The organism is Herminiimonas sp. (assembly GCF_030655415.1).
Map to the genome: position 1 here is coordinate 465,114 of NZ_JAURVN010000004.1, position 26,469 is coordinate 491,582.

The window sequence follows — 26,469 nt, forward strand, 5'->3', positions numbered from 1 at the left end:
TTCTGGCCATATCCGCACGCCTAGCTGCGCAAATATTCGGTAATTCGATAAATCGAGATTAGGCAGATGGTTCAAATGAAACAGATTCTGGATCAAATGTTGAAATGACACCGAGGCCTCGAGCATTCTTACCCAAGTCTGAACTGACACCAAAACCTAGGACGAGACCTTTGCCGGAATACGTGTCGCCATCTTTTATTGGCAACATCGGTTCTGCATAATAAAGAGCCCTATATCTAATGTTGTTGTTACCAATCGTTTTGCTGAAGTACAGTTTGGAATTGTATAAAAAGTGAATTTTAAAGGGGTAAAACTTGCTGTAGGCCGGCATCCAAACTAACTGGTGTCCAGTTTTTATCAGCTGCATGACATCCTTCGGTACGCTTGTTGGGAATGAAATAGGAGCTGCTTCGACTCTATAAATATCTTCATTTTGTGAACTATCAGAAGTAAAAACAGGTGACTCTGAGAGCACTACAAAGGGGCCGACATCACCATTTTGCAATCCAGTAAACTGTCCAAAATTCACTAAACCTCGCTGACTACCACTAGCTACCTCTAACGGAAATCCTGTCACATACTCCCCTGCCACTATGGATTCACAATTAAATAGCGGTATATGAAAATGCGTGGCTTGGTGCACCGGACCTTTTATGTCATCGCGGGCCGTTTTCCCAAATGTGTATCTTCTGAAAAATAATTTTTCCGTTGGCCCAATGTTATTCGGCACAACCGAGAAAGTTTTATAAAAATTCCCAAGCTCTTTTTTATTGGGTAGACCCTTCCAAGAAAATGCTGGATTCCCGCTTAATACAACATCCATTATCTCCGCGACTGAAAACTCCATCTCCAGTACAAACATTTTTTCTCCCAACAAGTCGATTTATTAGTCATGAAATCTAGTTAGTATTTGGCTGTGGATTTCTCACTGCGAAGGAGTATCACCGACTCTCTTCATGGACAATATCCCATGAATATGGGATGAGGCTTCTTTGATATAGGGTCTAATGATGTACTTTAGGGGACGGTTTATGAAAGCCATAATGTATCTTTCAGTAGTTTTGTTGATGGCTGGCTGCACCGACGACAATTCCGAGGCTGTATATGGTAAAAAATCAGGCTTGCCAGTGAACTGTCGTGCATATGTGCAGGTCGTCATCGATAGTTACCGTGCTCGCATTCATTCGGCGGAAGATAGTTTTGCTGGCTTAGAACGAAACTGTGGAATTAATGGGGCGGCATGGAAAGACAACCGTGAAAAATAATATCTTCCTCTAAGAAAGAAAATAATGAAAATATTTGCTGTTTTTTTAGTTGCCTTCGGATTTGGCGTGTCGAATGCGCAAGCTGCAGACTGGAGGCTTGTAGGCCAAAGTAACACCGCTTATGCGTATGTAGATTTGTCTTCTATCGTCAAACTTAAAGCCACGCGCAAAGCTTGGATTATGTGGACGGACATTGAGGAGGTTAGTAAGACTTCCGGCCCACGTTCATCAAAAGTCCTTATGCATTTCAACTGCACAGAACGGTCGTCAGCTCGAGCTCAATTTACAATGTATGCAGGCTTTGAAGGTCAAGGCGAAACAATCGCCTCGTCCAAGTACCCTATAGTTGCATCTAGTTTTGATGAGGTGATACCGGACACCGTAGGCGAGCAAATTTTCATTTTCGTCTGCGGCAAAAATTTGTAATGAAAATTACCCTTCTAAGTCTCTTCTTTTTATCAATTGCTGCCCATGCCCATCAGGTTGTAACCATTGCTGACGGTGACACAATGACGCTATTGGTCGATCAGAAACCGCTGAAGATAAGGCTAGCCAATATAGACGCGCCAGAAAAGAAGCAGCCATTCGGTCAACGGTCAAAGGAATCGCTATCTAAGCTGTGCTGGGGCAAAGATGCGAAATATGTGACCGAGACTATCGATAAATATAAGCGCACGGTCGCGGTCGTCTTCTGTGACGGCGCACAGGTCCACAAGGTTCAGGTAGCGTTAGGCATGGCTTGGGTGTACCCGAAATACAATAAGGACTCCAACCTGCCAGCGTTGCAGCAAGCGGCTAAGCTGACCGGGTTAGGCTTGTGGGCTGATCCGCATCCCCTGTCTCCTTGGGAGTGGCGGAAGGCGCAGAAAGTGCCCATGCGGTAGGTAGTTTGCAATCGATTGCAAAGCTCCGATTAAGGATTTCGATGATCTTCCGCGCAGGGCTTTTTTACGCCCTTTCCTAATATTAGGAAACTCCATCCGCTTCGGCGGTTTTTATTGTCCATGTTTATGAGATTGGTTTCCCAAGAGACGAACAAGGACGATAAGCCCTTTTTATATTTAGGATTTATTTATGGTTATCAATTTAGATTGGGCTAATTTATTGGTTGGAGCGGCAATCGGTGCCGCGTTTGGTGGATTGTTGAGTTATATCGTCTCAAAGCATTTCTACAAAATATCTAAAAAAGATTCCGCCCCTGCAAACTGGTCAACAAATGCTATAGCGCAAGCATTTGAAGATCAAATCTTTGCTGACTTTAACGTGCCAGGAGTAATTAGCAGGCGAGAGGATAATCCGCCTTCTTGGGGTATTCCCTATCTCAACGATGTGAAATACTTCACCCCTCAAGGACATCCTAACGTCAGAGAAATTCTTTTCAGAATCAGTGACGAGGATATTGATTTCTATAACGCAGATATTAAGGTCTCGAATGGGCATGGAGCGGCGATACATCCTACTTACATCGCCTTTGGTTTTTATCGTCTCACACTTCAAATTACTCAAGGTGACGCGGAGTCGGCTGTGTTGATTTTTTATTTGCAGGATAGGCCGAAGGGCAAAAAGCCACATACAGCTACCAATCAATTTAACTTCCAGTAAGTAAATGCATTCTCCGGATCAATTGTGCGAGGCGAATGAAACGCAACTCTGGACATCGCACGCATATCAGTTTCATTGGAATGCAAGCCGTCTGAATTATTGGCAGAAGCGGGTTTGTAGTGAAGATAGTAGTGAATTGAACAGACACAAAAACGCCCGCGTCCATTACGGAGGCAGGCTAATTTAAGAGGGTATCACCAGACCTATAGTGGTAAGTGTAAAACCCGAGCGAGTTTCCTCTGCTCTGTCTTTATTCTACACGATTAATTTTCTCGCAAACTTAGTTCGGAAGTTATCCAATTTCATGTAAGTTTTTACCAATGTATAGTGGTGAATAAAGTTGCCTTGTGTCAACCAAAGATTTTCTCTAACGTTATTGGCTTGAATCTGCAATTTACTTACACTGCATAAACTTGTCCGTTGACTGACATCCAAATCCCAATCGAGGAATGTTATGAGCATTGAAAAAACTTTTTTAGCTGCACATTTAATTAATCAGGATGACGCTGCAAGCCGAGCACGGGTTGATCAACACAACATTGACGCTCAACAAGCTGTTCGTATTAGCGATCAACAAAATGAGATTCAGCGACTAAGTGTCGAGCTACGAAACAGCCAAGGTACGTCAAATACTGAACGTAAATTGAAAGAAGAAGTTGAAGCTTATGAAAAGCTTTTGTGCGGACCAATGCTCGATATAGCGAAAAAGAATGGCAAGTTCAAACAAACATATGAAAAGCAGCAAGAGTTAATGGCTCAGTGGATGCTGAGTCAGAAAGCATTTAAAGAGATTGCGCTTCAATACGGGAAGAAATTAGGTATATCACCCGACGAAGTTTTAAAAGAGTTTGATGTAGTTCAAGAAAATCTTTTGAATAATAAAGCTGAGTTTGAAAAAGTTGATGCCCAGCTTATTAACGATCTCCAAAGTTCCAAAAGACGTGAATCGGACGACGCAGAGAAAAAACGATTGGATGATGAGCACTTTGACTCAATCTTGAAAAAGCACGCTGTAAAACCTTCCTAACTTTCTTTAGCATTTGTTTTTCACTGCAAGAACGTGCTCACCACAGAAAAGAATCAGAGCATCAAGCCATAGCAGTCGGAATCTGATTCCAATCGGTCGTGTAGTGGGGAGTGCAGTGCTCGAACCTCGCAGACCATTGTTTATCAATACCGGATGATGCAAGGCTGACTGTGTTTCTTCCATAACAGCTATTCAAAGCATCCATAGCCAGCATTAACTTTGCAGATCGAGGGTCTTCATCTCGGAATAGCAATTGCTGGCGAACGGCTGCTGAGGATAGCTCCATCAAAACTATCCCTGCCTTCTTATACGAATAGCCCCTTTGGTAAATCCTTCGCAGTCCAAACAAAGCTGCTGCTACAAGTCTTCTTGTGTCGTTAGTCGCTTCTGTCAATGGAATCGTAATGCTGTTGCTGTATTGCTTGTCCTGCTCTCGGAATCGATTTGTTTCAACGAATACATTCACCATATTGCAAACGCTGGCCTCGTTGCGAAGCCCTTCTGCTGCTGTCGTTGCGTAAGTTGAGACTGCTTCCCGTAAACCTCGATACGTAGTAACCATTTCTCCAAACGATCTTGAGGAGATAATTTGTTTGCGTAACGGTGCGACTTCCTCAATAGCTAAGCAGGACATCCCCTGCAGCTCGTTAACCGTCCGCTCCATAACAACGCCAAAACGATCACGGAGCCGCTTAGGACTCGCTGAGCGCAAGTCCTGCACTGTCTCTATGCCTAGCCCTATCAATTGAACCTGCAAGCGCCTACCAATGCCCCATACCTCGCCTACATCTAGCTTAGAAAAATAACGTTGAATGTCTGCATCACTTAACGCATTGAAATCACAAACGCCATTGAATTCTTCATTTTTCTTTGCGAGATGATTAGAAAGCTTAGCAAGGGTCTTAGAAGGGGCTATACCCGCACAGACAGGCAAACCCGTCCACATTCTTATCCGTTGACGCATATGCTGTCCTAGCTCCGTATAGGAAGGCCACAAGCCCTCTAATCCTTCCAGCTGGAGGAAGCTCTCATCTATTGAATAAACTTCTACTTGAGGCGCATATCCTCTGAGGATTTGCATAACTCTGTCCGACATATCGCCATAGAGGGTGTAATTAGACGAAAGCGCAATAATGCCGTGCTTCTTAGCGAGGTCTCTCATTTGGAACCACGGTGCGCCCATCTTTATGCCAAGTGCCTTAGCTTCATTCGATCTCGCTACAGCACAGCCATCGTTATTTGATAGAACTACGAGCGGTACTTTTCCAAGTTTTGGATTGAATACTCGTTCACAACTGCAGTAAAAATTGTTTACGTCAACAAGGGCAAACATGACATTACGATTTAAAAATGTGGATTACAGACGTGACAACGCCCCAAATAATTAGCTCATCACCATCTTTGAAACAGATAGGTTGAAAGTCAGGATTTGCAGGTCGTAGTTCAACCACACGGCCTCTCTTGTAGAGCTTCTTAACTGTCACTTCCCCATTAATTTCCGCAACAACGATATGCCCGTGCTTTGCTTCGACCGAGCGATCAACTACAACAATGTCGCCATCATTAATCCCTTCATCCCTCATGGAAAATCCGCTGACATTCCAGAAGAAAGTAGCAGGGCTATTCCGAATCAGAAGTTCGTTTAAATCGAGACTTTTGCCTTTGTAATCACGAGCTGGAGATGCAAAGCCTGCAGGCACTGGACATAACGCAAGAGGACGCCGCACCACTGGCGGGTCAATCGCAGCTCTGACGAATTGCGATAGTAAAGGCTCTGCTTTTGCGGTAAATGTTATCATTTTGAACTGTGTATTTATACAGCCAGTATAGACAGTCGATTAGAGCCTTGGCAAGGTTAGCGCACAGATATATTTTCATAACCTGTGCAATGATTGCTTAGCGAATAACAAACAGGATTCCAAATGTGCATCAGTTTCCGTGCTCCAACGCCCGACACAATGGTTGAGACATTTACTGCTCCGGTAGTCGATCAACCCGAATGGCCTCAAGAGGTATGGCAGGACTATCTAGCACCGATCATTTTGGGAGATGGTTCTGCAAGGCATACACGGGTTGCGTCATACGGCATCGTTCCTCAGAAACGGAAGCCGCCTCAAGTTAAGAGAATGTCCACAATGAATGCCCGTGTTGAAACGGTTGGCGAGAAGCGCAGTTACAGCAAGCAATGGCGGGAGGGAAAGCTGTGCCTAGTACCCTGCATGCACTTCTACGAACCTATGTGGCTTGAGGAAGACACGGTGCACGTCAGGCACAAGATTGGTTTAGCAGACGGTAGGCCGTTTGGCGTGGCAGGTCTGTGGAAAGAATGGTCAAATCCAGACGGCACGGTAGATATGTCATTCACGCAGCTCACCATGAATGCAGACGACCACCCGTTTATGAATCAATTTCACCGCTCGAATGACGAGAAGCGATCACTGATTATTATCCCCGAGGCAGAATGGGATGCTTGGCTGGGTTGCAGAAATCCTGAAGAAGCTCGATCATTCTTTCAGCTATATCCGCCTGCTTTTATGGTTTCAGAGCCAGCCCCGAAACCGACTCAGCAAAAACAATTAGAAATCTAAGACCTAAAATTAAAATATGAAACCAGAGATACCTCTTAAGTCAATGCACCCGAAAAAATTTTGGAAAAAACGTACATCGAATAATAAATCCCCAAATAGAGCAATAATAATTGGAGGCATTTGTGGAATTATCGGAGCAATACTCGGATCAGTATCAAGTGGACTAGTTACTCAATACGGAGAGAGACAAAAACAACGTGATTTAGTTATGGTTGAGTCGTTCAAATGGCATCAACAAGACGGCCCGGTCGAATTAATGAATGTGAAATTATTATTCGATCAAATGCGCAACCTCACCTTTTCCAACAAAGAGTCGATTGAACGTTTGGCAACTTTGATACGCTCAAATCCTGAGTGCGCAAATGCTCTAAACGCAGGCTGTAAAGCCGTGATGATCGAAACAATTCGTATAAATCGCGGGGATGTTGGTTCGGGAGCTGCTTCTGCAGAAGATATCGATACGCTTCTTACTCCTGCATACGACAGGGCAGCAGAAGGAGTGCGTGTTTTGAAAACTCAGAATCAGCTGCAAACCGGAAGATGAATATGTAGCTCAGTCGAAAATTCCGGTTGATTCGTCAGCACTCAATCTTCTAGTAGTGGCTATTTCTGTTCGAGAATAAAGTCTCTCTGTGACAGGATCAACCCATACACCCTTAGAGTTTTCTTCATGAAATCCACGGCTTGCGTACAGCTCACGAAATGAAACAGTTTCGCAAGTTTCGCAGCGGATTATCTGCATAGCGATTTCAAGTCGATCATCGTTCTCAAACACCGTTCTTGCTTCGTGTGAAGCTACCACCTTGTGACCAGTAGATTTCTCGCATGAATCACAGTGAATCAGCTGAACCGCAGGTAAATTGGTTTTTAAGACTTCCTTGGTCGTTTTCATTTGCTCTCTCCGTGCATTTAAACAGAAGGATAGCAGAGAGATTAATGCATTGAATATCAACTAGTTTGATAAAAACGTTAACTAAAAACCGCACCACATCCTGAACATTCAGACACTTCACCTGTTTCCATTTTCCTGCAATGAGGGCAAATTGTTACTGTCGAGACGGGCACGTATGACCTTACTATTTTCGGTTTGGAGACAGGTTCTTCACCGATTTCTTTGACATCATTTTGTGTGTTGACTTTGGTATTAGAAAACCCAAAGCCCAAGAGAATCGATCCGACTATGGAAATGACTCCTGAGAAAATCAATAGATTTTGACGTTCATTCATGAGGCTTAAATTTGCTACTTTCGTTGCTGGCGTTGAAACTCCGTAACCGTAATCCTTAGCAGGGATATCGACGCCTACCTCCATTGTTAGAGCATAAAGACCCAGCATCAAACCGGCTATAAGTAGAATGATTCCGCTGATTTTCATTTATATCCTTTGGACTGCAAACAAAGCTCCATGATTTTGTTTTGCTTCATCTGGATTGCAGCCCCTTCAAACATTGTTCCTCGATATTCCCAGTCCGCAGAACTGTTCATCATTGATTGCATCTTGCACGCTGCATTATCTTGAGCTGCCTCAGAATCGGATACGTTCTTAGTAAGCATCTTTGGTTGAGGTGCAGCACAGCCACACAAGGTAAAAAACAGTCCAAAACATATTAATGAGCGCATTCATATCTCCGTTTGATAATTTGGCGATACTAAGCATTCCTTAGTGTGGCGTCAACTGAATCCTACGACGATCTTAGTTTTGGAGGACTAAGAATGTCGGTGATTGCTAAACGTCTGAAAGAAGCTCGGAAGGCTGAAGGAATCTCGCAAGAGAGGCTAGGCGTACTTGCCGGAATTGATGAAATGTCTGCGAGTGCGCGCATGAATCAATATGAACGCGAAAAGCATATACCGGACGTGTCGGTAGTAGAGCGAATTGCAAAAGCTCTAAATCTCCCAGTCTCGTATTTTTATGAGCAAGACGATGAAATAGCTTCGCTACTGGTATCAATTTACGGCATGAATCAAACGAGGAGAAAAAAGATTGCTGCTTTTATCGAGCAGATAAAAGCCACTTAGTGAATATGAGGAATACGATGAAAGATTGGATTGATGATGTATTGATGATTTTGGCTTACTCTCGTAAAACGCAGTTGGCATTTATGCTGGGTGTAGTTGGATTTCTCGTAATTTTGCTAACTGGCTGGTATCAGCTAGAGAATTTCCAGCTACAGGGAATGATGGCTCCTTATTCGGATTTTTTCAGAGATAAGATTTTAAGAAAATATGACAAGGCAGCATGGTTCTGTCTCATCAGCTTTTGGATATTAGCTTTTAAGATGTACCAGAAGGATAAAAAGCGATTCTACAAATTCTATTGAAGCATCATCTATACGTATGCATCAAAAAGGAATGTCAGGAGGATTGTTCTGATATTCGATTTGCTTACTTCTCTTGTCTCGAGCTGCCTCAATGTGGCTATCCATATCTTTGAGAAATGCAGGAATGTGAAGAGCTACACGAGAATAGGTAACGCCTTTGCGGTTATGTAGCTCGTCTAGAATTTGATTGCCGATCTTATGGTTAACCTGTCCTGCCATAACCATAAGTAACTCACAGGCTATCTGGATATACTCAATTTCAGGCAAGCCCTCACCGCCATTTTCAAATGCTGTAATCACAGCTCCCAAGTCCGACTCTGCTATCGCTTTGCTTTCATCATCAAACAGAAGCTCATCTGGCAGTGCTTCCATAATTACTCCTCTAGTCACTGCTCACGAATTGCTCACGACCAGCATAAAACCCTCATGAATACTAGTTATTCTTTCCAGTCCATCATTGGAGCAACAGAGATACGGCGCGAAGGAGTGATAGTTGGTTTCATTACGACTGACGAGCTAGCGAAAAATTGAAGAACCTTTATCTGCACTGAGAAGTAGCTGCAAGGACAACAAGCGAATTGGAATAACACGAAGTATACGCAAGATTACGAATGCAGGCTTTATTCTGTGTCGATCTTGTCATCCAGTCATCCTTGGTCTATTTGGCTCTTGTTTGCACCTTGCTTGCACCTGCGATCAGCTCTATTTCTTCCCGCTCACAAACGTAATACCATTACCTTCACTATTTAAAAACAACAGCGGCCATGACCAAAGCTCTCGACACCTCGCACTTGTGGATGCCCTTCACCGCCAATCGCCAGTACAAAGCCAAACCTCGCTTGATGGCGTCGGCAGCGGGCATGTATTACACCACTGACGATGGCCGCAAGATTCTGGATGCGACAGCGGGCTTGTGGTGCGTGAACGCCGGCCACTGCCATCCAAAGATCGTTGAGGCTGTGCAAAAGCAGGTAGTGCTGATGGATTTCGCACCCACCTTCCAAATGGGGCATGCCAAGGCGTTTGAAGCTGCCACAGCATTGGCTAAGATGGCACCCGAGGGGATGAACCGCGTCTTCTTTTGCAACGATGGTTCGGAAGGTGTCGATACCGCGCTCAAGATCGCCCTTGCCTATCACCGCATGCGTGGCGATGGCGGACGCACACGATTGATAGGCCGCGAACGCGCGTATCACGGCGTCGGCTTCGGCGGGATTGCGGTCGGCGGCATTGCAGGCAATCGTAAGCAGTTCGGCCCCGGCCTGGCTGCAGACCATCTGCGTCATCCACTAGATATTGAGAAGAATGCCTACTCACGTGGCTTGCCCTTGCATGGCGCCGAGATGGCTGATGAGCTTGAGCAACGCCTGCTTGCCTTGCATGATCCATCTACCGTCGCCGCAGTTATCGTTGAGCCGCTACAAGGATCAACCGGCGTGATTGTGCCGCCCGAAGGCTATCTAGAAAAAATCCGCGCGATCTGCGACAAGCACGGCATCTTGCTGATTTTTGATGAAGTCATTACTGGTTTTGGCCGTTTAGGCACAGCATTCGGCGCTGATTTCTTCAAGGTCACACCAGACATGATCGTCTGCGCCAAAGGCCTAACGAACGCGACCGTACCCATGGGTGCCGTGATCGTCAAACAGTCTATCCACGATACCTTTATGGACGCAGCACCGGCAGACACAATTGAATTCTTCCACGGCTACACCTACTCCGGCCATCCGGTCGCTGCAGCGGCTGCGATTGCCACGCTAGAGGTCTACAAAGAAGAGCAGCTGTTCGAACGTGCTGCCGAGATGTCGCCATACTTTGAAGATGCTGCGCACAGCTTGAAAGGCCTGCCTTTCGTCAAAGACATACGCAACCTTGGTTTGGTGTGCGGGATCGAACTGGAAGGCATTTCGGGCAAGCCTGGGGCACGGGCTTACGATTTGTTCAACAGGGCATTTTGGGACAAGGGCTTGTTGATTCGTACTACTGCTGACGTGATTGCCTTATCGCCGCCGCTGATCATTAACAAGGCGCAGGTCAATGAGATGTTTGGCGGCATCGCGGAGCTTTTGAAATCGATTAAATAGCAGTGCGCTCATTACGTGCATGACGTGCGCCATCCAGCATTAACTTAAAAACTCAATCAATAAAAAAGCCCGCTGATCCTTGCGCCTTTACAGGTCATCAAGAATCAGCGGGCTTTTTGACGTGAGCCAATTCAAATTATTGAACGGGCTCTTGCCGCTTACTTAGAAATTACGAATCGCGACCAGCTTTTTTACGCTCGTGTTCTTTCAAATAACGTTTGCGCAAACGAATACTTTTTGGTGTGACTTCAACCAGTTCGTCGTCGTCGATAAATTCAACTGCGTACTCCAGCGACATTTCGATAGGTGGAACCAAACGTACCGCTTCATCGGTACCCGATGAACGAACGTTGGTCAATTGCTTACCTTTGATCGGGTTCACAACCAGATCGTTATCACGTGAGTGAATGCCGATGATCATGCCTTCGTAGACTGGATCGTTGTGGCTCACAAACATGCGGCCGCGATCTTGCAGTTTCCAGATTGCGTAGGCAACAGCAGCGCCGTCATCTTGCGAAATCAGTACGCCGTTACGACGACCGCCGAGTTCGCCTTTGGTGTTATCCACTGGAGCGTATTCATCGAACACGTGGCTCATCAAGCCGGTACCGCGTGTCAGTGTCATGAATTCGCCTTGGAAGCCGATCAAGCCACGTGCAGGAATGCGGTATTCCAAACGCACACGACCTTTGCCGTCCGGTTCCATGTTTTGCAGATCGCCACGACGACGACCGAGTTCTTCCATCACGCCGCCTTGGTTCGATTCTTCGACGTCAACGGTCAAGTTTTCGTACGGCTCATGGCGTACGCCATCTACCATTTTGAAAACAACGCGTGGACGCGAAACAGCCATCTCGAAACCTTCGCGACGCATGTTTTCAATCAAGATTGTCAGATGCAATTCGCCACGACCTGATACTTCGTAGGTCGAATCATCTTCTTCCGATTGCACAACGCGCAAAGCCATATTGGCTTTCAATTCTTTTTCGAGACGATCACGGATTTGACGCGTGGTAACGAATTTGCCTTCGCGGCCAGCCAGCGGCGAGTTGTTGACCATGAAGTTCATGGTCAGAGTCGGCTCATCGACCTTCAACATAGGCAAGCCATTCGGTGCATCGACTGCGCAGATGGTTGAACCGATACTGATTTCTTCGATACCGTTGATCAGAACGATGTCGCCAGCCAGCGCTTCGTCAACCAACACGCGATCCAGACCTTTGAATGTCAGGACTTGGTTGATACGTGCTTTGGTTGGCTTGTCATCAGGACCGTTCATCCAGACCACATCTTGCAACGCTTTGATACGACCAGCCAAGATACGGCCAACACCGATTTTGCCGACGTAGGACGAGTATTCGAGCGATGTAATTTGCAATTGCAAAGGTGCATCAGGATCATCTTCACGCGCTGGAACGTGCTCCAGAATCGCGTCGAACAATGGTTCCATATTGCCTTCGCGGACTGTGTCTACCAAACCTGCGTAGCCTTTGAAGCCCGATGCATAAACGATAGGGAAATCCAGTTGTTCGTCAGTCGCGCCGAGCTTGTCGAACAATTCGAAAGTCGCGTTAACTGCTTTTTGTGGGTCTGCGTTTTCGCGATCGATCTTGTTGACGACAACGATAGGCTTCAGACCCAGCGCCAACGCTTTACGCGTTACGAAACGCGTTTGCGGCATTGGGCCTTCTTGTGCATCGACCAGCAACAACACGCTGTCAACCATCGACAGAACACGTTCCACTTCGCCGCCGAAATCGGCATGGCCTGGGGTATCAACGATGTTGATGTGTGTGCCTTTGTACTCAACCGCGCAGTTTTTCGACAAGATCGTGATGCCACGTTCTTTTTCGATGTCGTTCGAGTCCATCACGCGGGCATCGACCTGCTGGTTGTCACGGAAAGTGCCTGATTGACGCAATAATTGGTCAACAAGCGTGGTTTTGCCGTGATCAACGTGAGCGATGATGGCAATGTTACGAATAGCGCGTTTTGAGTTTGACATAGTCGGTTTTTACGGTTGGTGGTGCTGAATTTGGAAAACCGCAGATTATAGCACAGCAAGCCATGCCTACCCTTGGGAAAACCTTGATATTTCAAGGAGTTGCTAGAAATTCTTGTGACAGTTTGATGACTGCGCCATTTGCGGAAGCGAGACGCGGTGTTGTGAGAAGTATTGCCGGATTGAAAATTCAGACTTTAAAACCAACTTAAACAGCGGCAGTTTCGACGGTAGAAATCAGGCGCTCAGGCGCCAGAATACTGTATTCCTGCATCAGCCCCGTACCCAGTAATTGGCCATCGCTTTCACGATAAATGCGCATCCGGCCCTGACCTTCTGGCAAGACAATTTCTTCTTTTCCCAACGCCAATCTTTGTCCATGCAAAAACCGCTTGGCTAGTTCGTCGGACAAAGGCAACGCAGGAAACGATGTCAATAGTGCATCGACTGGTGCCAGCGCTGCAATCCGTTCATCTGCATCTTTGGCGATGAGTTCATCTATCGTGATCGCTTGAGCGATCAACAAATCGCCAACCTGAATCCGACGCAATGCATTGAGATGCGCACCGCATCCTAATGCGGTGCCGATGTCTTCGCCCAGCACGCGTATGTAAGTGCCTTTGCTGCAGCGTACGCGCAAGGTCAGATACGGCGCTTGAAAAGCGACGAACTCTAGCAAATGGATGGTCACAGGGCGTGCTTCGCGTTCCAGCGTGATGCCGGCGCGCGCATATTCATACAGAGGTTTGCCATCGCGCTTGAGCGCAGAATACATAGGCGGCACTTGTTGGATATCACCACGGAATTGGGCCAGCACTGCATCGATTTGCGTTTGCGTGACGTTCACTTCACGTGTATCGATTACCTCGCCCTCGGTGTCACCAGTGTTCGTGGTGATGCCAAGATGCACGACAGTTTCATAGGTTTTGTCAGCGTCGAGCAAATCCTGCGCGAACTTGGTAGCCTCGCCAAAACAAAGCGGCAACAAGCCGGTCGCAAATGGATCCAGCGTGCCGGTATGACCAGCCTTGAGCGCATTCAACAACCACTTGGCTTTGATCAATGCATCATTGCTGGATACGCCAACTTGCTTATCGAGCAGCAAAACACCGTGAACCGGTACGCGCTTTTTTTTGATGGGAGTTGTGGCCATGATGGATGCAGGGGAATTGCGATTTGGCCTGTCAGACTAAACAAGCTGTCTGATCTGGCATAGAAAGAAATGAAACGAAGCGCTTGTAGCAAGCACAACACTCGCGTCAAGCTGAATGCAGAAGATTAGTCTTCCGCATCCTTGGCGCGTGACGCATTCGCTTCGTCGATCAGCTTGGACATTTCGATGCCGCGCGCAGTCGATGAGTCATGCACGAAATGCAGTTGCGGCAAAGTATGAATAGACAGGCGATGACCAAGCTGTCCACGTATATAGCCGGACGCTGCAGTCAAACCAGATACCGTGTTCTTGATCTCGTCTTTATTGTCACTCAGCATAGTGAAAAATACTTTGGCGTGCGCATAGTCAGGTGTGACCTGCACTTCGGTAATCGTGATCATCCCGACGCGTGGATCCTTCAATTCAAACGCGACAATTTCAGACAGATCGCGCTGGATCTGATCTGCAACGCGCAAGCCGCGTCCTGGGATGGATTTACTGTGTTTGGCCATAAATTTCTTCGATACAACTGGTGAAGCAAAAGTAAGTTCGCATCGGCAAGCAGGGAAGCCGGCCGATGCGATCATGATAGAACAAGGGCAGCTTGTGAGCCACCCTGTAAAGTTTTACAGCGTACGTGCGATTTCTTGTACTTCAAAGACTTCGAGTTGATCGCCTTCTTTGATGTCGTTGAAGTTTTTCAAGGTCAAGCCGCATTCGAAGCCGGATTTAACTTCTTTTGCATCATCCTTGAAGCGTTTCAACGAATCGAGCTCACCAGTCCAAATCACGACATTCTCACGCAGCAAGCGGACTGAAGCACCGCGTTTGACCACGCCTTCGAGCACGTAGCAACCGGCAATCGCGCCGACTTTGCTGACCAGAATAACTTGACGAATCTCGACCAGACCCAACGCTTGTTCGCGCTTCTCTGGCGACAACATGCCAGACATCGCTGCCTTGATTTCGTCTACTGCATCGTAAATGATGTTGTAGTAGCGAATATCAACGCCGTTGGCTTCTGCCAGCTTGCGAGCGGAAGCGTCAGCACGCGTGTTGAAGCCGATGATGACCGCTTTCGAGGCGACCGCCAAGTTGACGTCGGACTCGGAAATACCACCCACCGCTGCATGCACAACTTGTACGCGCACTTCGCCGGTGGAGAGTTTTTGCAATGAGCCAACCAGCGCTTCTTGCGAACCTTGTACGTCGGTCTTGATGATCATAGGCAGGTTTTTGACTTCGCCCTCGCCCATGTTCTCGAACATGTTTTCCAGTTTCGCTGCTTGCTGCTTCGCCAGTTTCACATCGCGGAATTTACCTTGACGGAACAAGCCGATTTCACGCGCTTTGCGTTCATCAGCCATGACCATGACTTCTTCACCCGCGTTCGGCACTTCGGTCAGACCTTGAATCTCGACTGGAATCGATGGGCCGGCTTCAGTAATGCTCTTGCCGTTTTCGTCCAACATCGCACGAACGCGACCGTAAGCAGAACCTGCCAACACGACATCGCCGCGACGCAAAGTACCGGACTGAACCAGAATCGTGGCAACCGGGCCGCGACCTTTATCCAATTTGGCTTCGACTACGAGACCACGTGCAGGTGAAACGACAGGTGCTTTCAGTTCCAACACTTCTGCTTGCAACAATACTTGTTCGAGCAAGGCATCAATGCCTTCGCCGGTTTTAGCCGACACTGGAACGAATGGTGAATCGCCACCGTATTCTTCAGGCACAACTTGTTCAGCGATCAGTTCTTGCTTGACGCGATCCATATTCGCACCTGGCTTGTCGATCTTGTTGATCGCCACAACCAGCGGTACGCCAGCAGCTTTCGCATGCGCGATCGCTTCTTTGGTTTGTGGCATCACGCCATCGTCAGCTGCGACCACCAGAATCACGATATCGGTTGCTTTCGCACCGCGAGCACGCATAGCCGTAAATGCTTCATGGCCTGGTGTATCGAGGAAGGTGATCATGCCACGTGGTGTTTCAACGTGATACGCGCCAATATGTTGTGTAATACCGCCCGCTTCGCCGGATGCAACCTTGGCGCGACGGATGTAATCCAGCAACGATGTTTTACCGTGATCGACGTGACCCATGACGGTGACAACCGGTGCGCGTGGCAACGATTCGACATCAGCATGTTCTTCACCGATTTCAAGCAAGGCTTCTGGATCATCCAGTTTCGCTGCGTGCGCGGTGTGGCCCATTTCTTCAACCAAAATCATTGCTGTTTCTTGATCGAGTACTTGATTGATCGTGCACATTTGGCCGAGCTTCATCAAATGCTTGATGACTTCGGATGCCTTGACAGACATTTTGTGCGCGAGTTCGGCAACGGTAATCGTTTCTGGCACGTGCACGTCTTTGATGACGGCTTCAGTCGGTGCCTGGAAGTTACTTTCGCGATCATCATGATGCGATTGACGACGGCCTTTAGGGCCTGCACGCCAACCATCACGACCACCACCAGTATTGCCGCGGGTCTTGATGCCAGCACCGCGTTTTTTCGCATCGTCCTGCCAGGTCGATGAGACATTGGCCGATTTGATCGACTTCTTGTCTGCGGTGACAGCAGGTTTTTTCTCGTCTTTTTTCTCGCCTGGCTTTTTATCAGCCGGTTTGTGCAAGGTGCCTTCAGCAGCAGGTTTCGCTACTGGAGCAACTGGCTCAGGTGCTTTGATTGCGCGACGCGGCGCGTTCATCATCGCCTTGATTTGAGCAACTTCATCCGCAACGACTTTGCGCGCAACTTCTGTTGCTGCGGCTTTTTCGTTTGCTTCTTTGGCTGCTTCTTTGGCTACTGCTGCAGCTTTTTTCTTGGTTTCTTCAGCTGCTACGCGTTTTTTCTCTTCGCTTGCTGATTCGTCCGCTTTCACTTCAACTGGTTTTTCAGCTTCTGCTTTTTGCGCATCGACTTCAGCTTTTTTCAATGCTTTGGCTTGTGCTTCTTTTTCAGCGTCCAGCTTGGCAAGACGATCTTGCTTCTCGCGTAAATCAGCTTCTTGGCGAGCCATCAACTCTGCGTGGCGGCGCGACTCTTCAGCGCGGCGTTCAACTTCAGCTTCGTCAATGACAGGCGCAGCAGCAACGACCGGCGCTTCTTCAACTGTCGGTTCATCACGTTTTACAAAAGTGCGTTTCTTGCGAACTTCGACTTGAATCGTGCGCGACTTGCCAGTGGCATCCGCTTGCTTGATCTCGGTCGTTTCCTTGCGCGTCAACGTGATTTTCTTTTTCTCTGCGTCAGGCGCAACCCCATGCGCGCGGCGCAGGTGGTCAAGGAGCTTGTCCTTGTCAGTCTTGGACAACTCGTCGGACGTGGAACTTTTTTCGACGCCAGCATCCCGCAGTTGCGTGAGCAGTACATCTGCTGGCATCTTGAGCTCGGTGGCAAATTGGGCTACGTTGTTACTCGCCATTCAGTCCTCTTTTCTATATGACACGTTAGATGTAAACAACCTTCGTGGATTATTTCGCTTCCGCGAGGCTCCACACCTTGGCTTGCAGCGCCTTGGCGTGATCATCGTATTTGGCATCGATGAGCTTCATCTCTTCGTCTGTCACATCTGCAAATTCAGTTTCAATCAATTGACGCGCGCGGTCTGCGGACAAGGCCAGGATTGCGCCAAATTCGTCATATGCCAACGCTGCGAAACCTTCCAGCGTTTTGATACTTGCGGCGCCAAGTTTTCCGGCAACTACGCGATCCATACCGTCCAGATTCGCGAGTGCGTCGTCCATGCCTTCCATGCCTTCTTCGGATGCAATCGCTTCGGTTACCAGTGCATCGCGTGCGCGGTTGCGCAACTCGTTGACGGTATCTTCATCGAAGGATTCGATATCCAGCATTTCGCTGATAGGCACGTAAGCAATTTCTTCGAGCGAGGCAAAACCTTCATCAACCAGAATGTCAGCGACTTCTTGATCAACATCGAGTTTTTCCATGAACAGAATACGGATCGCTGCGGTTTCCAGCTGCGATTTATCCGCGGATTCTTCTGCTGTCATGATGTTGATTTGCCAGCCAGTCAGTTCGGAAGCCAAACGTACGTTTTGACCGCCGCGACCGATTGCAATCGCGAGATTTTCTTCGTCAACCACAACGTCCATTGCATGTTTTTCTTCATCGACAACGATGGAAGAAACGTTGGCCGGTGCCAGTGCACCGATGACGAATTGCGCTGGATCTTCCGACCACAACACGATATCAACACGTTCGCCGCCGAGTTCGCCAGTCACTGCCTGTACGCGCGAACCGCGCATACCAACGCAAGTGCCGATAGGATCAATGCGTTTGTCGCTGGTAAAGACGGCGATCTTGGCGCGTACACCTGCATCGCGCGCTGCCGATTTAATTTCCAGCAAGCCTTGCTCGATCTCAGGTACTTCGAGCTCGAACAATTTCATGATGAACTCTGGTGCGGTGCGCGACAAGATGACTTGTGGGCCACGTGCGTTGCGATCAATGCGCAGAATATAAGCACGGACGCGATCGCCGATACGCAGATTTTCTTTTGGAATTGTTTGGTCACGTGGCAGACGTGCTTCGATACGGCCGGACTCAACAATCGCGTCACCGCGTTCCATGCGTTTGATGGTGCCTGTTACCAGCGAATCGCCGCGTTCCAGGAAGTCAGCAAGAATCTGTTCACGTTCAGCATCACGAATACGTTGCAAGACAACTTGCTTGGTATCTTGTGCAAAGCGACGACCGAATTCAACCGATTCAATCGGCTCTTCGATATGGTCATCTACTTCGATATCGCCAATTTGTTCCTTGGCTTCGAAGTGCAAAATTTCTTGATCCGGCAATTGCAAGCCTGCATCGTCAGGCACAACGTGCCAGCGACGGAATGACTCGAATGCGCCAGTTTCGCGATCAATGGAGACACGGATATCGACATCGCCTTCATAGCGTTTTTTGGTGGCTTGTGCGAGCGCGTGTTCCAACGCTCCAAACACGATGTCTGCTTCGACGTTTTTTTCGCGCGCGAGCGCATCAACCAACTGTAAAATTTCGCGACTCATGCTTTGCGACTCCTAAAATTCACTTGCGGCACCAAATGTGCCTTGTCTACATCGGCGAGCGTAAATTCAAGCTTCGCCGGCCCCTCGTTTCCTTCAAATTCCAACGCCAGATTTTCGCCTACCGGTTCCAGCAAAATACCCTGAAACGATTTGCGATTAGCTGCATTCGGCATCGGCAAACGCAATTTCACGAGCGCTTCTGCTCCCGTAAAACGCACATAATCCGACAACTTCTTCAGCGGTCTATCCAAACCCGGCGACGACACTTCCAGACGTTCATAATTGGCGTTTTCTACCGTCAATACATGCAGCAACTGGTGGGTCACTTTTTCACAGTCTTCAACGGTGATCGAACCTTTATCCGCCGCATCTTCCGGCGTAAAGTCTATATACACACGCACCAAACCACGGGCAGCCTGTTCAAAATTGACCAGTTCATAGCCCATGCCAACTACGGTTTTTTCAATCAACGCCGACAACAGCAAAGGAATTCTCCGAATAACGTACAACTGCGGCAAACCTGTCACCGAAATTGAATACAACAACGCAAACTGTTTAACAAAAAAAAAATGGGCATCTGCCCATCCTTCTTGTCATTCTGGCCATCAAATTCAATGCCAAAAACATAATTTTTGGCTGACGACCTTTGTTAACTGCCGAATTATAGTCGATTACCTTGTGCACCGCAATGTGGGAATCCTTGCGAGCACTAATTCAGGCCATCAACAACAGCAAGCGCAAGACAGGCGTCTTGCGCTCAGAACGGCTAAAAATTAAATTTTTGAACGACGGCGCGGTCCGCCTTGACCACCTTGAGGACCGTTACCACGCGACGGACCATTGCCGCCCGGGCCACGATTCGGGCCATTACCGTTACTGCGGCGCGGTTGCCCCATGCCTGGGAAACCCAGCGAAGTTTGCAAAGGATCAGGTTGGCGACTGCGCGGTTGACCTTGGCGACCAGCTGGTTTACCAGGATTTTGTCCTTGTGAACGGCCTTGGCCCTGACCTTGACCTGCGCCCCATTGACTTGGACTGCGCGGTTGTTGACCCATGCCATTATCAATACGTGGTGCACGATTACCATTTGGACGATCGCCCCCTGCGCCGCTGCGACCTTTAGGCGCGCCGTCTGCAGATTTTTTCTCCAGCCCGCTCAATGCCAGCAAATCACGGACTGCGTGTTCTTCCATTTCTTCCCAGCGTCCGCGCTTGAGGTTTTTTGGCAAGGTAAGCGCACCGTAGCGTGTACGGATAAGGCGCGAGACCGTCAAACCAATTGCCTCGAACATACGACGCACTTCGCGGTTACGGCCTTCGCCGATGATGACGCGATACCATTTATTAACACCTTCACCACCGCCATCGGCAATTTTCGAGAATTGTGCAAGACCGTCTTCCAACTCGACGCCAGCTAACAGTTTCTGGCGCATGCCTTCTTCCAGCTCGCCTAAGGTACGCACCGCGTATTCGCGATCGATACCGTAACGCGGGTGCATCAAGCGATTAGCCAAATCACCGGAGGTCGTAAACAACAACAAACCTTCAGTGTTGAAATCGAGACGACCGACGGCGATCCATTTGGCGGCTTTCATCGTCGGCAAACGTTCAAATACAGATGGACGGCCATCAGGATCGTTGGTGCTGACAATTTCGCCGGCTGGTTTGTGATACACCAGCACGCGCGGCGGCTTGTTACTGACTTTGCGTTGAATCAATTTGCCATTAATACGTACTTGATCCGTCGGCAGAATACGTTGACCGATATGTGCCGGCTCACCGTTGACCGAAACACGGCCGGCGATAATCAATTCTTCCATATCGCGACGTGAACCAAGGCCGGCTTCAGCCAGAACCTTGTGCAATTTCGGAGCATCATCGTCGGCAGTTAAATCACGACGTACCGGTTTTTGTTCCTGGCGACGTTTGCCACCAGCGGCATCATCCGCACCAGCGAACGTATCAAAACTCTCGGATGTGACAAAGGAAAATACTTCGTCTGCATCACCCACTTTTGAATGTGGCTTGCCGCCACGATTTGGTCCTGCTGCATTCGGCTTGCCACGTGATTTTTGCGGCCCTCTTGCACCAGGCTGCCTATTGTCATCACGGCGCGGAGGGCGTTCTCTGCGCACTTCGTCTGATACTGGTGCACGTCCATCGTGCTGAGCAGCTGGTTGCGCTTCAACACCGGAGGTATCTGCAACAGCTCGTGGTTCATTATTTTCAGGATTGCCAGCATCGGTGCGCGGCGCATTGCGCGCACGGCGCAAAGTACGCGGACCACGCAAACCACGTTTCACTGGTTTGGCAGCATTACCATCCGTAGATGCTGCGTGTTGTTCAGTCTCACCACGATCGGCATGCTCTGCAGGCGATGCGTCATTGATCGGTGTATCGGACGGATTATTTTTTGTTGGGCGATTCATCATTCACTTCTTGGTTGTCTTGACTTGTGACGTCAACAACCGTCAAGTCGGGCGTCGCGTCAGCGAGGGGCGTTTCGGATGTCGAAACTGGGAGTACGCTTGTATTCGTGTTGTCGCTATCTAGATCGTCAGTAGCGGCGGAAAGTTCATCCGAGTCCACTTGAGCGCTATCAGTATCAGCAATCTCGACTGCGACAAATTGAGATTCGTCTTGTGATTCTATTTGACGTTCTACTTGAAGTTCTGCGGGAGCTTCAGCAGCTTCGACACCGGTCTCAGCTTCAGCGAAATCGATCGCGGTCTGATCCAGATGCGCTTGTATTTCTGCTTCGAGTGTTTGCATTTCCAGCAAAACATCGCCTTGCATATCGCCCTTCTCTACTTGCTGCAATGGCGGCAATTGGTCCAGAGAAGTTAAACCTAGGTCATCCAGAAAATGCTTGGTCGTCGCAAATAATGCAGGACGTCCTGGAACATCTCTATGTCCGATCGCTTCGATCCAACCACGATCTTCCAGCATCTTGATGGTTTGCGAATTGACTGTTACGCCACGAATTTCTTCGATATCGCCACGCGTCACTGGCTGGCGATAAGTAATGATGGCAAGTGTTTCTAGGGTTGCGCGCGAATACTTGGGCGGCTTTTCTGGATTCAATCGCTCCAGATATATTTTCATCTCGGGACGACTTTGGAATCGCCAACCGGTCGACAAGCTTACGACCTCAATCCCTTTGTCTATCCAATCTTCACGCAGCTCTTCAAGCATTTGCTTGATGGCATCCGTATCGATTTGAGTGTCTGATTCGCTCGACTCGACATAAAGCTTCTTCATGTCGTTGATGGACAGTGGCTCGTGAGCGCAGAGTAGCGCCGTTTCGAGGATCTTCTTCGCCTCAGCAATATTCATTTACGATTTTTACGACTGTTTAGTTGCAATGTGCAAAATTATATTCAACGACAGGATCTTATCGATGCTGTCCGGCTAGAGAACCAGTTGATATTGCTGTCCGACGCCCGTTTAGAGGAGATGTACTGATGGGCGGGATTATATAAGACTTGTAAGACTTTGGTTGCGGGGGCAGGATTTGAACCTACGACCTTCGGGTTATGAGCCCGACGAGCTGCCAGACTGCTCCACCCCGCGTCTGAAGATGTGAAGTATATAGAGTATCTTCACGCAAAGCAATCTTAATTGCAGATTCTTTACTCGGTGCTACACTTCATCGCTTGTAATTTGGCTCGCTACTATTCCGATACCGCAGGTTTTAAACGATTTTATTTTTATGAAATTTTGTTCCGAGTGCGCTCATCCTGTTTCACTATCTATTCCTGATGGCGACAATCGACCGCGTTATGTATGCAGTAATTGCGGCGCGATTCATTATCAAAATCCGAAAATGGTGCTGGGTTCAATTCCTGTATGGGATGAAGATGGCGACATGCGTATTCTCCTATGCAAACGCGCGATCGAACCACGTCACGGCTATTGGACTTTGCCTGCTGGCTTCATGGAAAATAATGAAACCACAGCAGAGGCAGCGATACGTGAAACGGTAGAAGAAGCTGGTGCGAATATTCAATTGCACGGACTGTTTTCACTATTGAATGTGCCGCATGTACATCAAGTCCACATGTTCTACCGTGCGACTTTACTCGATCTGAATTACGCGGCTGGCATTGAAAGTCTGGAAGTGAAAATGTTTGCCGCAGATGAAATTCCGTGGGATGAAATTGCGTTTCAAACCGTCAGCCATACATTGAAATTTTTCCTGGCAGATCATGCAGCGCGCAAAGAAGGCGCGCAAGGGGCCAATTACGGCTTCCATACTTACGACATTTTGAAGCCAGCTCCATATCCGGAAGCCGTCAACATCGACTAATCAGTGATCAAATAATAAATTAAAAAGGGCGCAATCAATTGCGTCCTTTTATTTTGTACGATCAACCAACGATCACCAATACGTTTCACGCTCCGGCGTTGCACTAACATTGTGTATCGACAAATCAGCGCCATTGAATTCCTGCTCTGCATCCAGACGAAGTCCTATCGCCAACTTCAATCCACCGTAGATCAAAGTCCCGCCTATCACCGCAATCGCAATTCCCAACCCTGTACCAAACAATTGCGACATGATCGAGACGCCGCCTAAACCACCCAGCGTTTTCAGACCAAAAATTCCTGCTGCCAATCCGCCCCATGCGCCGCACAAACCGTGCAAAGGCCAGACACCCAGCACGTCATCAATTTTCCATTTGTTTTGCGCCAAGCCAAACGTCCAGACAAAGATGAAACCGGCAACCAAGCCCGTGACCAATGCGCCCATAGGATGCATCACGTTAGAACCGGCACACACGGCCACCAATCCAGCCAACGGCCCGTTGTGTACATAGCCTGGGTCGTTTTTACCAGCGATGAACGCCGCCAATGTGCCGCCGACCATCGCCATCAATGAATTGACTGCGACCAGACCATTCATGTTTTCCATGGTCTGCGCGCTCATTACATTGAAACCAAACCAGCCCACAGTAAGTATCCAGGCGCCAAGCGCGAGAAATGGAATGCTCGAAGGTGGGTGCGCCGCAATCGTACCCTCTTTCGTATAACGCCCACGCCGCGCACCCAATAAAAGAACTGCCGGCAAAGCAATCCAGCCGCCGAATGCATGCACAACGATCGAGCCTGCAAAATCATGGAAAGGTGCGCCGAAGGTCGCTTGCAACCATGCCTGGAAACCAAAATGTTGATTCCACGCGATGCCTTCAAATAGCGGATATACCAAACCAACGATCAGTGCGGTCGCCAAAAGCTGCGGATGGAAACGCGCCCGCTCGGCAATTCCGCCGGAAATAATTGCGGGGATCGCCGCCGCAAAGGTCAGCAGAAAAAAGAACTTCACCAGATCAAAACCATTGCGCTGCGTCAGGACCTCGGCACTACCGAAAAAGCTGACGCCATACGCAACGCTATAACCGACGAAAAAATAGGCGATTGTGGAGACTGCAAAATCGACTAATATTTTGACCAAGGCGTTGACTTGGTTTTTCTTGCGTACTGTACCCAGCTCCAAGAAGGCAAAGCCGGCATGCATGGCTAAAACCATGATGGCGCCGAGCATGATGAATAATGCATCCGCGCCGTTTTTAAGTGCATCCATGCAGAAAATCTCCCAATCAGTGTGCAGTTAACAAAATTAATGCACCACAAAAGCAAAAATCGTTCCATTTTGGTGATATTTACAAGTACATGATTTTTAAAGGTAATTTTTTAATGGCTGGAAAGATCGAGTTTTACGCACTAAAATCGCGCGAAATAATGAGCGAAAATGGGGATGAACAATGATTCCATGGCTGGAAGATGACGATCCGTTTCCCAATGTCTCCAGCGCATTAACCGAAGCGGATGGCGCTGCCGGTCTTCTGGCCGCTGGTGCCAATCTTTCTCCGGAACGCCTGTTACTGGCTTATCAGAATGGGATTTTTCCTTGGTTCTCTGAAGGACAACCGATACTGTGGTGGAGCACAGACCCGCGCATGGTGCTGTTCGTCGATGATTTTAAAATCTCGACCAGCCTGAAAAAGACATTGAAAAATGTCCATCGCAGCATGCAATCAAACGGGCAGTGGCGAGTCAGCTTCGATCAAGCATTTGAAGATGTCATGCGCGCCTGCGCTGCACCGCGCAATGGCGAACCCGGCACATGGATATCCGAAGACATCATTGCCGGATACGCAGGCCTGCATAAACAAGGCTATGCCCATTCAGCGGAAGTTTGGCTGGACGGCAAATTAGTGGGCGGTGCATACGGCGTTTGCATAGGCGAAATGTTCTATGGCGAATCAATGTTTACCCAAGTCACAGACGCGTCAAAAATCGCCCTCGCCTACCTCGTCCACTTCTTGAAAAGCCACGGAGTTTCAATGATAGACTGCCAACAGCAGACAGCGCATTTGGCATCGCTGGGCGCTGCACCGATTGCGCGGTCGGAATTTATTTCGCTCTTACGGCAAGCAATTGTTGCACCTCAAATCAAGGATTGGAAACCAATTCCTGTATTTGAAGTCGATTGAAAGCACGCTTACATGGCAACATCTATTTGATATAAATAGCGTAAAAGTAGTAGAGTCAAATCAAGTCGCAAACCGCCACCACCATCAACCATGACGCATCCAAAAGAACTACCGTTCTCAACCCTGCAGTTTTATGCAACAGCACCTTATCCGTGCAGTTATCTGGATGGCCGTCAGGCGCGCTCGCAAGTAGCAACTCCTTCACATTTGATCAACGCTGATGTCTATAGCGAGCTGGTCAAAAATGGCTTTCGCCGTAGTGGGATTTTCACCTACCGCCCGTATTGCGATGGCTGTCAGGCGTGCACGCCGGTGCGTATCAAGGTCAATGAGTTTGTGCCAAATCGTAGTCAAAAACGCGCTCAAGCCAAGCATGGCGATCTGCAAACCTCTGTCACCAAGCTCGCTTATTTAAGCGAACACTACGATCTCTATCTGCGTTATCAAGCTGCACGCCATGCCGGCGGCGGCATGGATCAAGATAGCCGCGACCAGTACGCGCAATTTCTTTTGCAAAGCAAGGTGAATACGCGGCTTGTAGAGTTTCGCGACGCCGAAGGCATCTTGCGCATGATCAGCATCATCGACGTACTCGATGATGGCCTGTCTTCGGTTTATACCTTCTACGATCCTGACGAAAAAACCGCTTCCTACGGCACCTACAATGTCCTGTGGCAAATTGAGCAGGCTAAATTATTGCAAATGCCTTATATCTATCTCGGCTACTGGATCAAGGAAAGTCCGAAGATGGTGTACAAACAAAACTTCCAACCACTGGAAGCGCTGCAGCAAGGCGAATGGCAAGCGCTGGATGACACGGCGCCAGCTACCTCGCGTTAAAATACTGCACTGAGCAGTATACTCATCGCATTTTCAGTGCAGCAGCTCGCT

General features: G+C 48.4%; 29 protein-coding genes and 1 tRNA gene. 13 read left to right on the plus strand and 17 right to left on the minus strand.

All coding sequences use genetic code 11. The features are described 5' to 3' along the window. Window positions 1-58: 58 nt before the first annotated feature. Window positions 59-862 carry a hypothetical protein gene (locus Q7T66_RS04840; RefSeq protein ID WP_304932178.1) on the minus strand — a complete coding sequence of 268 codons (804 nt, stop codon included), beginning with the start codon at window positions 860-862 and terminating at the stop codon, window positions 59-61. A 169-nt stretch (window positions 863-1,031) separates the two neighbouring features. On the opposite strand from Q7T66_RS04840, the gene Q7T66_RS04845 reads away from it, so the two are divergent. The 5 genes from Q7T66_RS04845 (at window position 1,032) to Q7T66_RS04865 (ending at window position 3,894) form a co-directional block, all read left to right on the plus strand. Continuing rightward, window positions 1,032-1,265: a hypothetical protein gene (locus Q7T66_RS04845; protein WP_304932179.1), complete on the plus strand. Its 234-nt coding sequence runs from the start codon at window positions 1,032-1,034 to the stop codon at window positions 1,263-1,265. Between the two features lie 24 nt (window positions 1,266-1,289). After that, a complete protein-coding gene (locus Q7T66_RS04850; RefSeq protein ID WP_304932180.1) occupies window positions 1,290-1,691 on the plus strand; it encodes a surface-adhesin E family protein in 402 nt (133 codons plus the stop codon). Further along, window positions 1,691-2,149: a thermonuclease family protein gene (locus Q7T66_RS04855; protein ID WP_304932181.1), complete on the plus strand. Its 459-nt coding sequence runs from the start codon at window positions 1,691-1,693 to the stop codon at window positions 2,147-2,149. The genes Q7T66_RS04850 and Q7T66_RS04855 overlap by 1 nt, the downstream gene beginning before the upstream one ends. A gap of 190 nt (window positions 2,150-2,339) precedes the next feature. Continuing rightward, complete coding sequence (locus Q7T66_RS04860) at window positions 2,340-2,867, plus strand: hypothetical protein (RefSeq protein ID WP_304932182.1); 528 nt, start codon at window positions 2,340-2,342, stop codon at window positions 2,865-2,867. 454 nt (window positions 2,868-3,321) lie between these two features. After that, on the plus strand, window positions 3,322-3,894 hold the full coding sequence (locus Q7T66_RS04865) for a hypothetical protein (RefSeq protein ID WP_304932183.1): 573 nt from the start codon (window positions 3,322-3,324) through the stop codon (window positions 3,892-3,894). A gap of 61 nt (window positions 3,895-3,955) precedes the next feature. Here Q7T66_RS04865 and Q7T66_RS04870 read toward each other — a convergent pair whose 3' ends face one another. Further along, on the minus strand, window positions 3,956-5,227 hold the full coding sequence (locus Q7T66_RS04870; protein WP_304932184.1) for a Y-family DNA polymerase: 1,272 nt from the start codon (window positions 5,225-5,227) through the stop codon (window positions 3,956-3,958). Between the two features lie 4 nt (window positions 5,228-5,231). Then, on the minus strand, window positions 5,232-5,693 hold the full coding sequence (locus Q7T66_RS04875; RefSeq protein ID WP_304932185.1) for a LexA family transcriptional regulator: 462 nt from the start codon (window positions 5,691-5,693) through the stop codon (window positions 5,232-5,234). A 159-nt stretch (window positions 5,694-5,852) separates the two neighbouring features. On the opposite strand from Q7T66_RS04875, the gene Q7T66_RS04880 reads away from it, so the two are divergent. Further along, entirely contained in the window at window positions 5,853-6,482 is a 630-nt protein-coding gene (locus Q7T66_RS04880) for an SOS response-associated peptidase family protein (RefSeq protein WP_304932186.1), read from the plus strand. 16 nt (window positions 6,483-6,498) lie between these two features. Next, a complete protein-coding gene (locus Q7T66_RS04885) occupies window positions 6,499-7,026 on the plus strand; it encodes a hypothetical protein (protein WP_304932188.1) in 528 nt (175 codons plus the stop codon). Window positions 7,027-7,035: 9 nt separating this feature from the next. On the opposite strand, the gene Q7T66_RS04890 is transcribed toward Q7T66_RS04885, so the two are convergent. The 3 genes from Q7T66_RS04890 to Q7T66_RS04900 all read right to left on the minus strand — a co-directional run bounded on the left by Q7T66_RS04890 (window position 7,036) and on the right by Q7T66_RS04900 (window position 8,101). Then, complete coding sequence (locus Q7T66_RS04890; protein WP_304932189.1) at window positions 7,036-7,374, minus strand: hypothetical protein; 339 nt, start codon at window positions 7,372-7,374, stop codon at window positions 7,036-7,038. 77 nt (window positions 7,375-7,451) lie between these two features. Beyond that, entirely contained in the window at window positions 7,452-7,856 is a 405-nt protein-coding gene (locus tag Q7T66_RS04895) for a hypothetical protein (RefSeq protein WP_304932190.1), read from the minus strand. Further along, on the minus strand, window positions 7,853-8,101 hold the full coding sequence (locus Q7T66_RS04900) for a hypothetical protein (RefSeq protein WP_304932191.1): 249 nt from the start codon (window positions 8,099-8,101) through the stop codon (window positions 7,853-7,855). The genes Q7T66_RS04895 and Q7T66_RS04900 overlap by 4 nt, the downstream gene beginning before the upstream one ends. A 93-nt stretch (window positions 8,102-8,194) precedes the next feature. Here Q7T66_RS04900 and Q7T66_RS04905 point away from each other — a divergent pair, with 93 nt between their 5' ends. After that, complete coding sequence (locus Q7T66_RS04905) at window positions 8,195-8,500, plus strand: helix-turn-helix domain-containing protein (protein WP_304932192.1); 306 nt, start codon at window positions 8,195-8,197, stop codon at window positions 8,498-8,500. A gap of 17 nt (window positions 8,501-8,517) precedes the next feature. Next, complete coding sequence (locus tag Q7T66_RS04910) at window positions 8,518-8,802, plus strand: hypothetical protein (protein ID WP_304932193.1); 285 nt, start codon at window positions 8,518-8,520, stop codon at window positions 8,800-8,802. A 21-nt stretch (window positions 8,803-8,823) separates the two neighbouring features. On the opposite strand, the gene Q7T66_RS04915 is transcribed toward Q7T66_RS04910, so the two are convergent. Beyond that, window positions 8,824-9,174 (minus strand): hypothetical protein, encoded by a 351-nt coding sequence (locus Q7T66_RS04915; RefSeq protein WP_304932194.1) that lies wholly within the window; start codon window positions 9,172-9,174, stop codon window positions 8,824-8,826. 392 nt (window positions 9,175-9,566) lie between these two features. Between Q7T66_RS04915 and Q7T66_RS04920 the strand changes: the two genes are divergently transcribed. Then, window positions 9,567-10,886, plus strand: coding sequence for an aspartate aminotransferase family protein (locus Q7T66_RS04920; protein WP_304932195.1), 1,320 nt, complete (start codon window positions 9,567-9,569; stop codon window positions 10,884-10,886). A gap of 169 nt (window positions 10,887-11,055) precedes the next feature. On the opposite strand, the gene typA is transcribed toward Q7T66_RS04920, so the two are convergent. From typA to Q7T66_RS04965, 9 genes are all read right to left on the minus strand, one after another. Next, window positions 11,056-12,891 carry a translational GTPase TypA gene (gene typA, locus Q7T66_RS04925; protein WP_304932197.1) on the minus strand — a complete coding sequence of 612 codons (1,836 nt, stop codon included), beginning with the start codon at window positions 12,889-12,891 and terminating at the stop codon, window positions 11,056-11,058. 205 nt (window positions 12,892-13,096) lie between these two features. Next, window positions 13,097-14,041, minus strand: a complete 945-nt coding sequence (gene truB / locus Q7T66_RS04930; RefSeq protein WP_304932198.1) for a tRNA pseudouridine(55) synthase TruB — start codon at window positions 14,039-14,041, stop codon at window positions 13,097-13,099. 125 nt (window positions 14,042-14,166) lie between these two features. Then, the gene (rbfA, locus tag Q7T66_RS04935) at window positions 14,167-14,553 is read right to left on the minus strand and encodes a 30S ribosome-binding factor RbfA (RefSeq protein ID WP_304932199.1); all 387 of its coding nucleotides are present in this window, start codon (window positions 14,551-14,553) and stop codon (window positions 14,167-14,169) included. 114 nt (window positions 14,554-14,667) lie between these two features. Next, window positions 14,668-17,472, minus strand: a complete 2,805-nt coding sequence (gene infB, locus Q7T66_RS04940) for a translation initiation factor IF-2 (RefSeq protein WP_304932200.1) — start codon at window positions 17,470-17,472, stop codon at window positions 14,668-14,670. Between the two features lie 49 nt (window positions 17,473-17,521). After that, window positions 17,522-19,081 (minus strand): transcription termination factor NusA, encoded by a 1,560-nt coding sequence (nusA, locus tag Q7T66_RS04945; protein WP_304932201.1) that lies wholly within the window; start codon window positions 19,079-19,081, stop codon window positions 17,522-17,524. Beyond that, a complete protein-coding gene (rimP, locus tag Q7T66_RS04950) occupies window positions 19,078-19,566 on the minus strand; it encodes a ribosome maturation factor RimP (RefSeq protein ID WP_304932330.1) in 489 nt (162 codons plus the stop codon). The genes nusA and rimP overlap by 4 nt, the downstream gene beginning before the upstream one ends. Before the next feature lie 288 nt (window positions 19,567-19,854). Next, a complete protein-coding gene (rluB, locus tag Q7T66_RS04955; protein ID WP_304932202.1) occupies window positions 19,855-21,510 on the minus strand; it encodes a 23S rRNA pseudouridine(2605) synthase RluB in 1,656 nt (551 codons plus the stop codon). Further along, window positions 21,488-22,417: an SMC-Scp complex subunit ScpB gene (scpB, locus tag Q7T66_RS04960; RefSeq protein WP_304932203.1), complete on the minus strand. Its 930-nt coding sequence runs from the start codon at window positions 22,415-22,417 to the stop codon at window positions 21,488-21,490. Before scpB ends, rluB begins: the two co-directional genes overlap by 23 nt. Window positions 22,418-22,577: 160 nt before the next feature. Continuing rightward, a tRNA-Met gene (locus tag Q7T66_RS04965) sits at window positions 22,578-22,654 on the minus strand. Window positions 22,655-22,793: 139 nt separating this feature from the next. Here Q7T66_RS04965 and Q7T66_RS04970 point away from each other — a divergent pair. Beyond that, the gene (locus Q7T66_RS04970; protein ID WP_304932204.1) at window positions 22,794-23,390 is read left to right on the plus strand and encodes an NUDIX hydrolase; all 597 of its coding nucleotides are present in this window, start codon (window positions 22,794-22,796) and stop codon (window positions 23,388-23,390) included. A 72-nt stretch (window positions 23,391-23,462) separates the two neighbouring features. Here Q7T66_RS04970 and Q7T66_RS04975 read toward each other — a convergent pair whose 3' ends face one another. Further along, window positions 23,463-24,665: an ammonium transporter gene (locus Q7T66_RS04975; protein ID WP_304932205.1), complete on the minus strand. Its 1,203-nt coding sequence runs from the start codon at window positions 24,663-24,665 to the stop codon at window positions 23,463-23,465. A 181-nt stretch (window positions 24,666-24,846) separates the two neighbouring features. Between Q7T66_RS04975 and aat the strand changes: the two genes are divergently transcribed. Beyond that, complete coding sequence (gene aat / locus Q7T66_RS04980) at window positions 24,847-25,578, plus strand: leucyl/phenylalanyl-tRNA--protein transferase (protein WP_304932206.1); 732 nt, start codon at window positions 24,847-24,849, stop codon at window positions 25,576-25,578. Window positions 25,579-25,668: 90 nt separating this feature from the next. Continuing rightward, window positions 25,669-26,418, plus strand: a complete 750-nt coding sequence (locus Q7T66_RS04985; RefSeq protein WP_304932207.1) for an arginyltransferase — start codon at window positions 25,669-25,671, stop codon at window positions 26,416-26,418. Window positions 26,419-26,469: the final 51 nt, after the last annotated feature.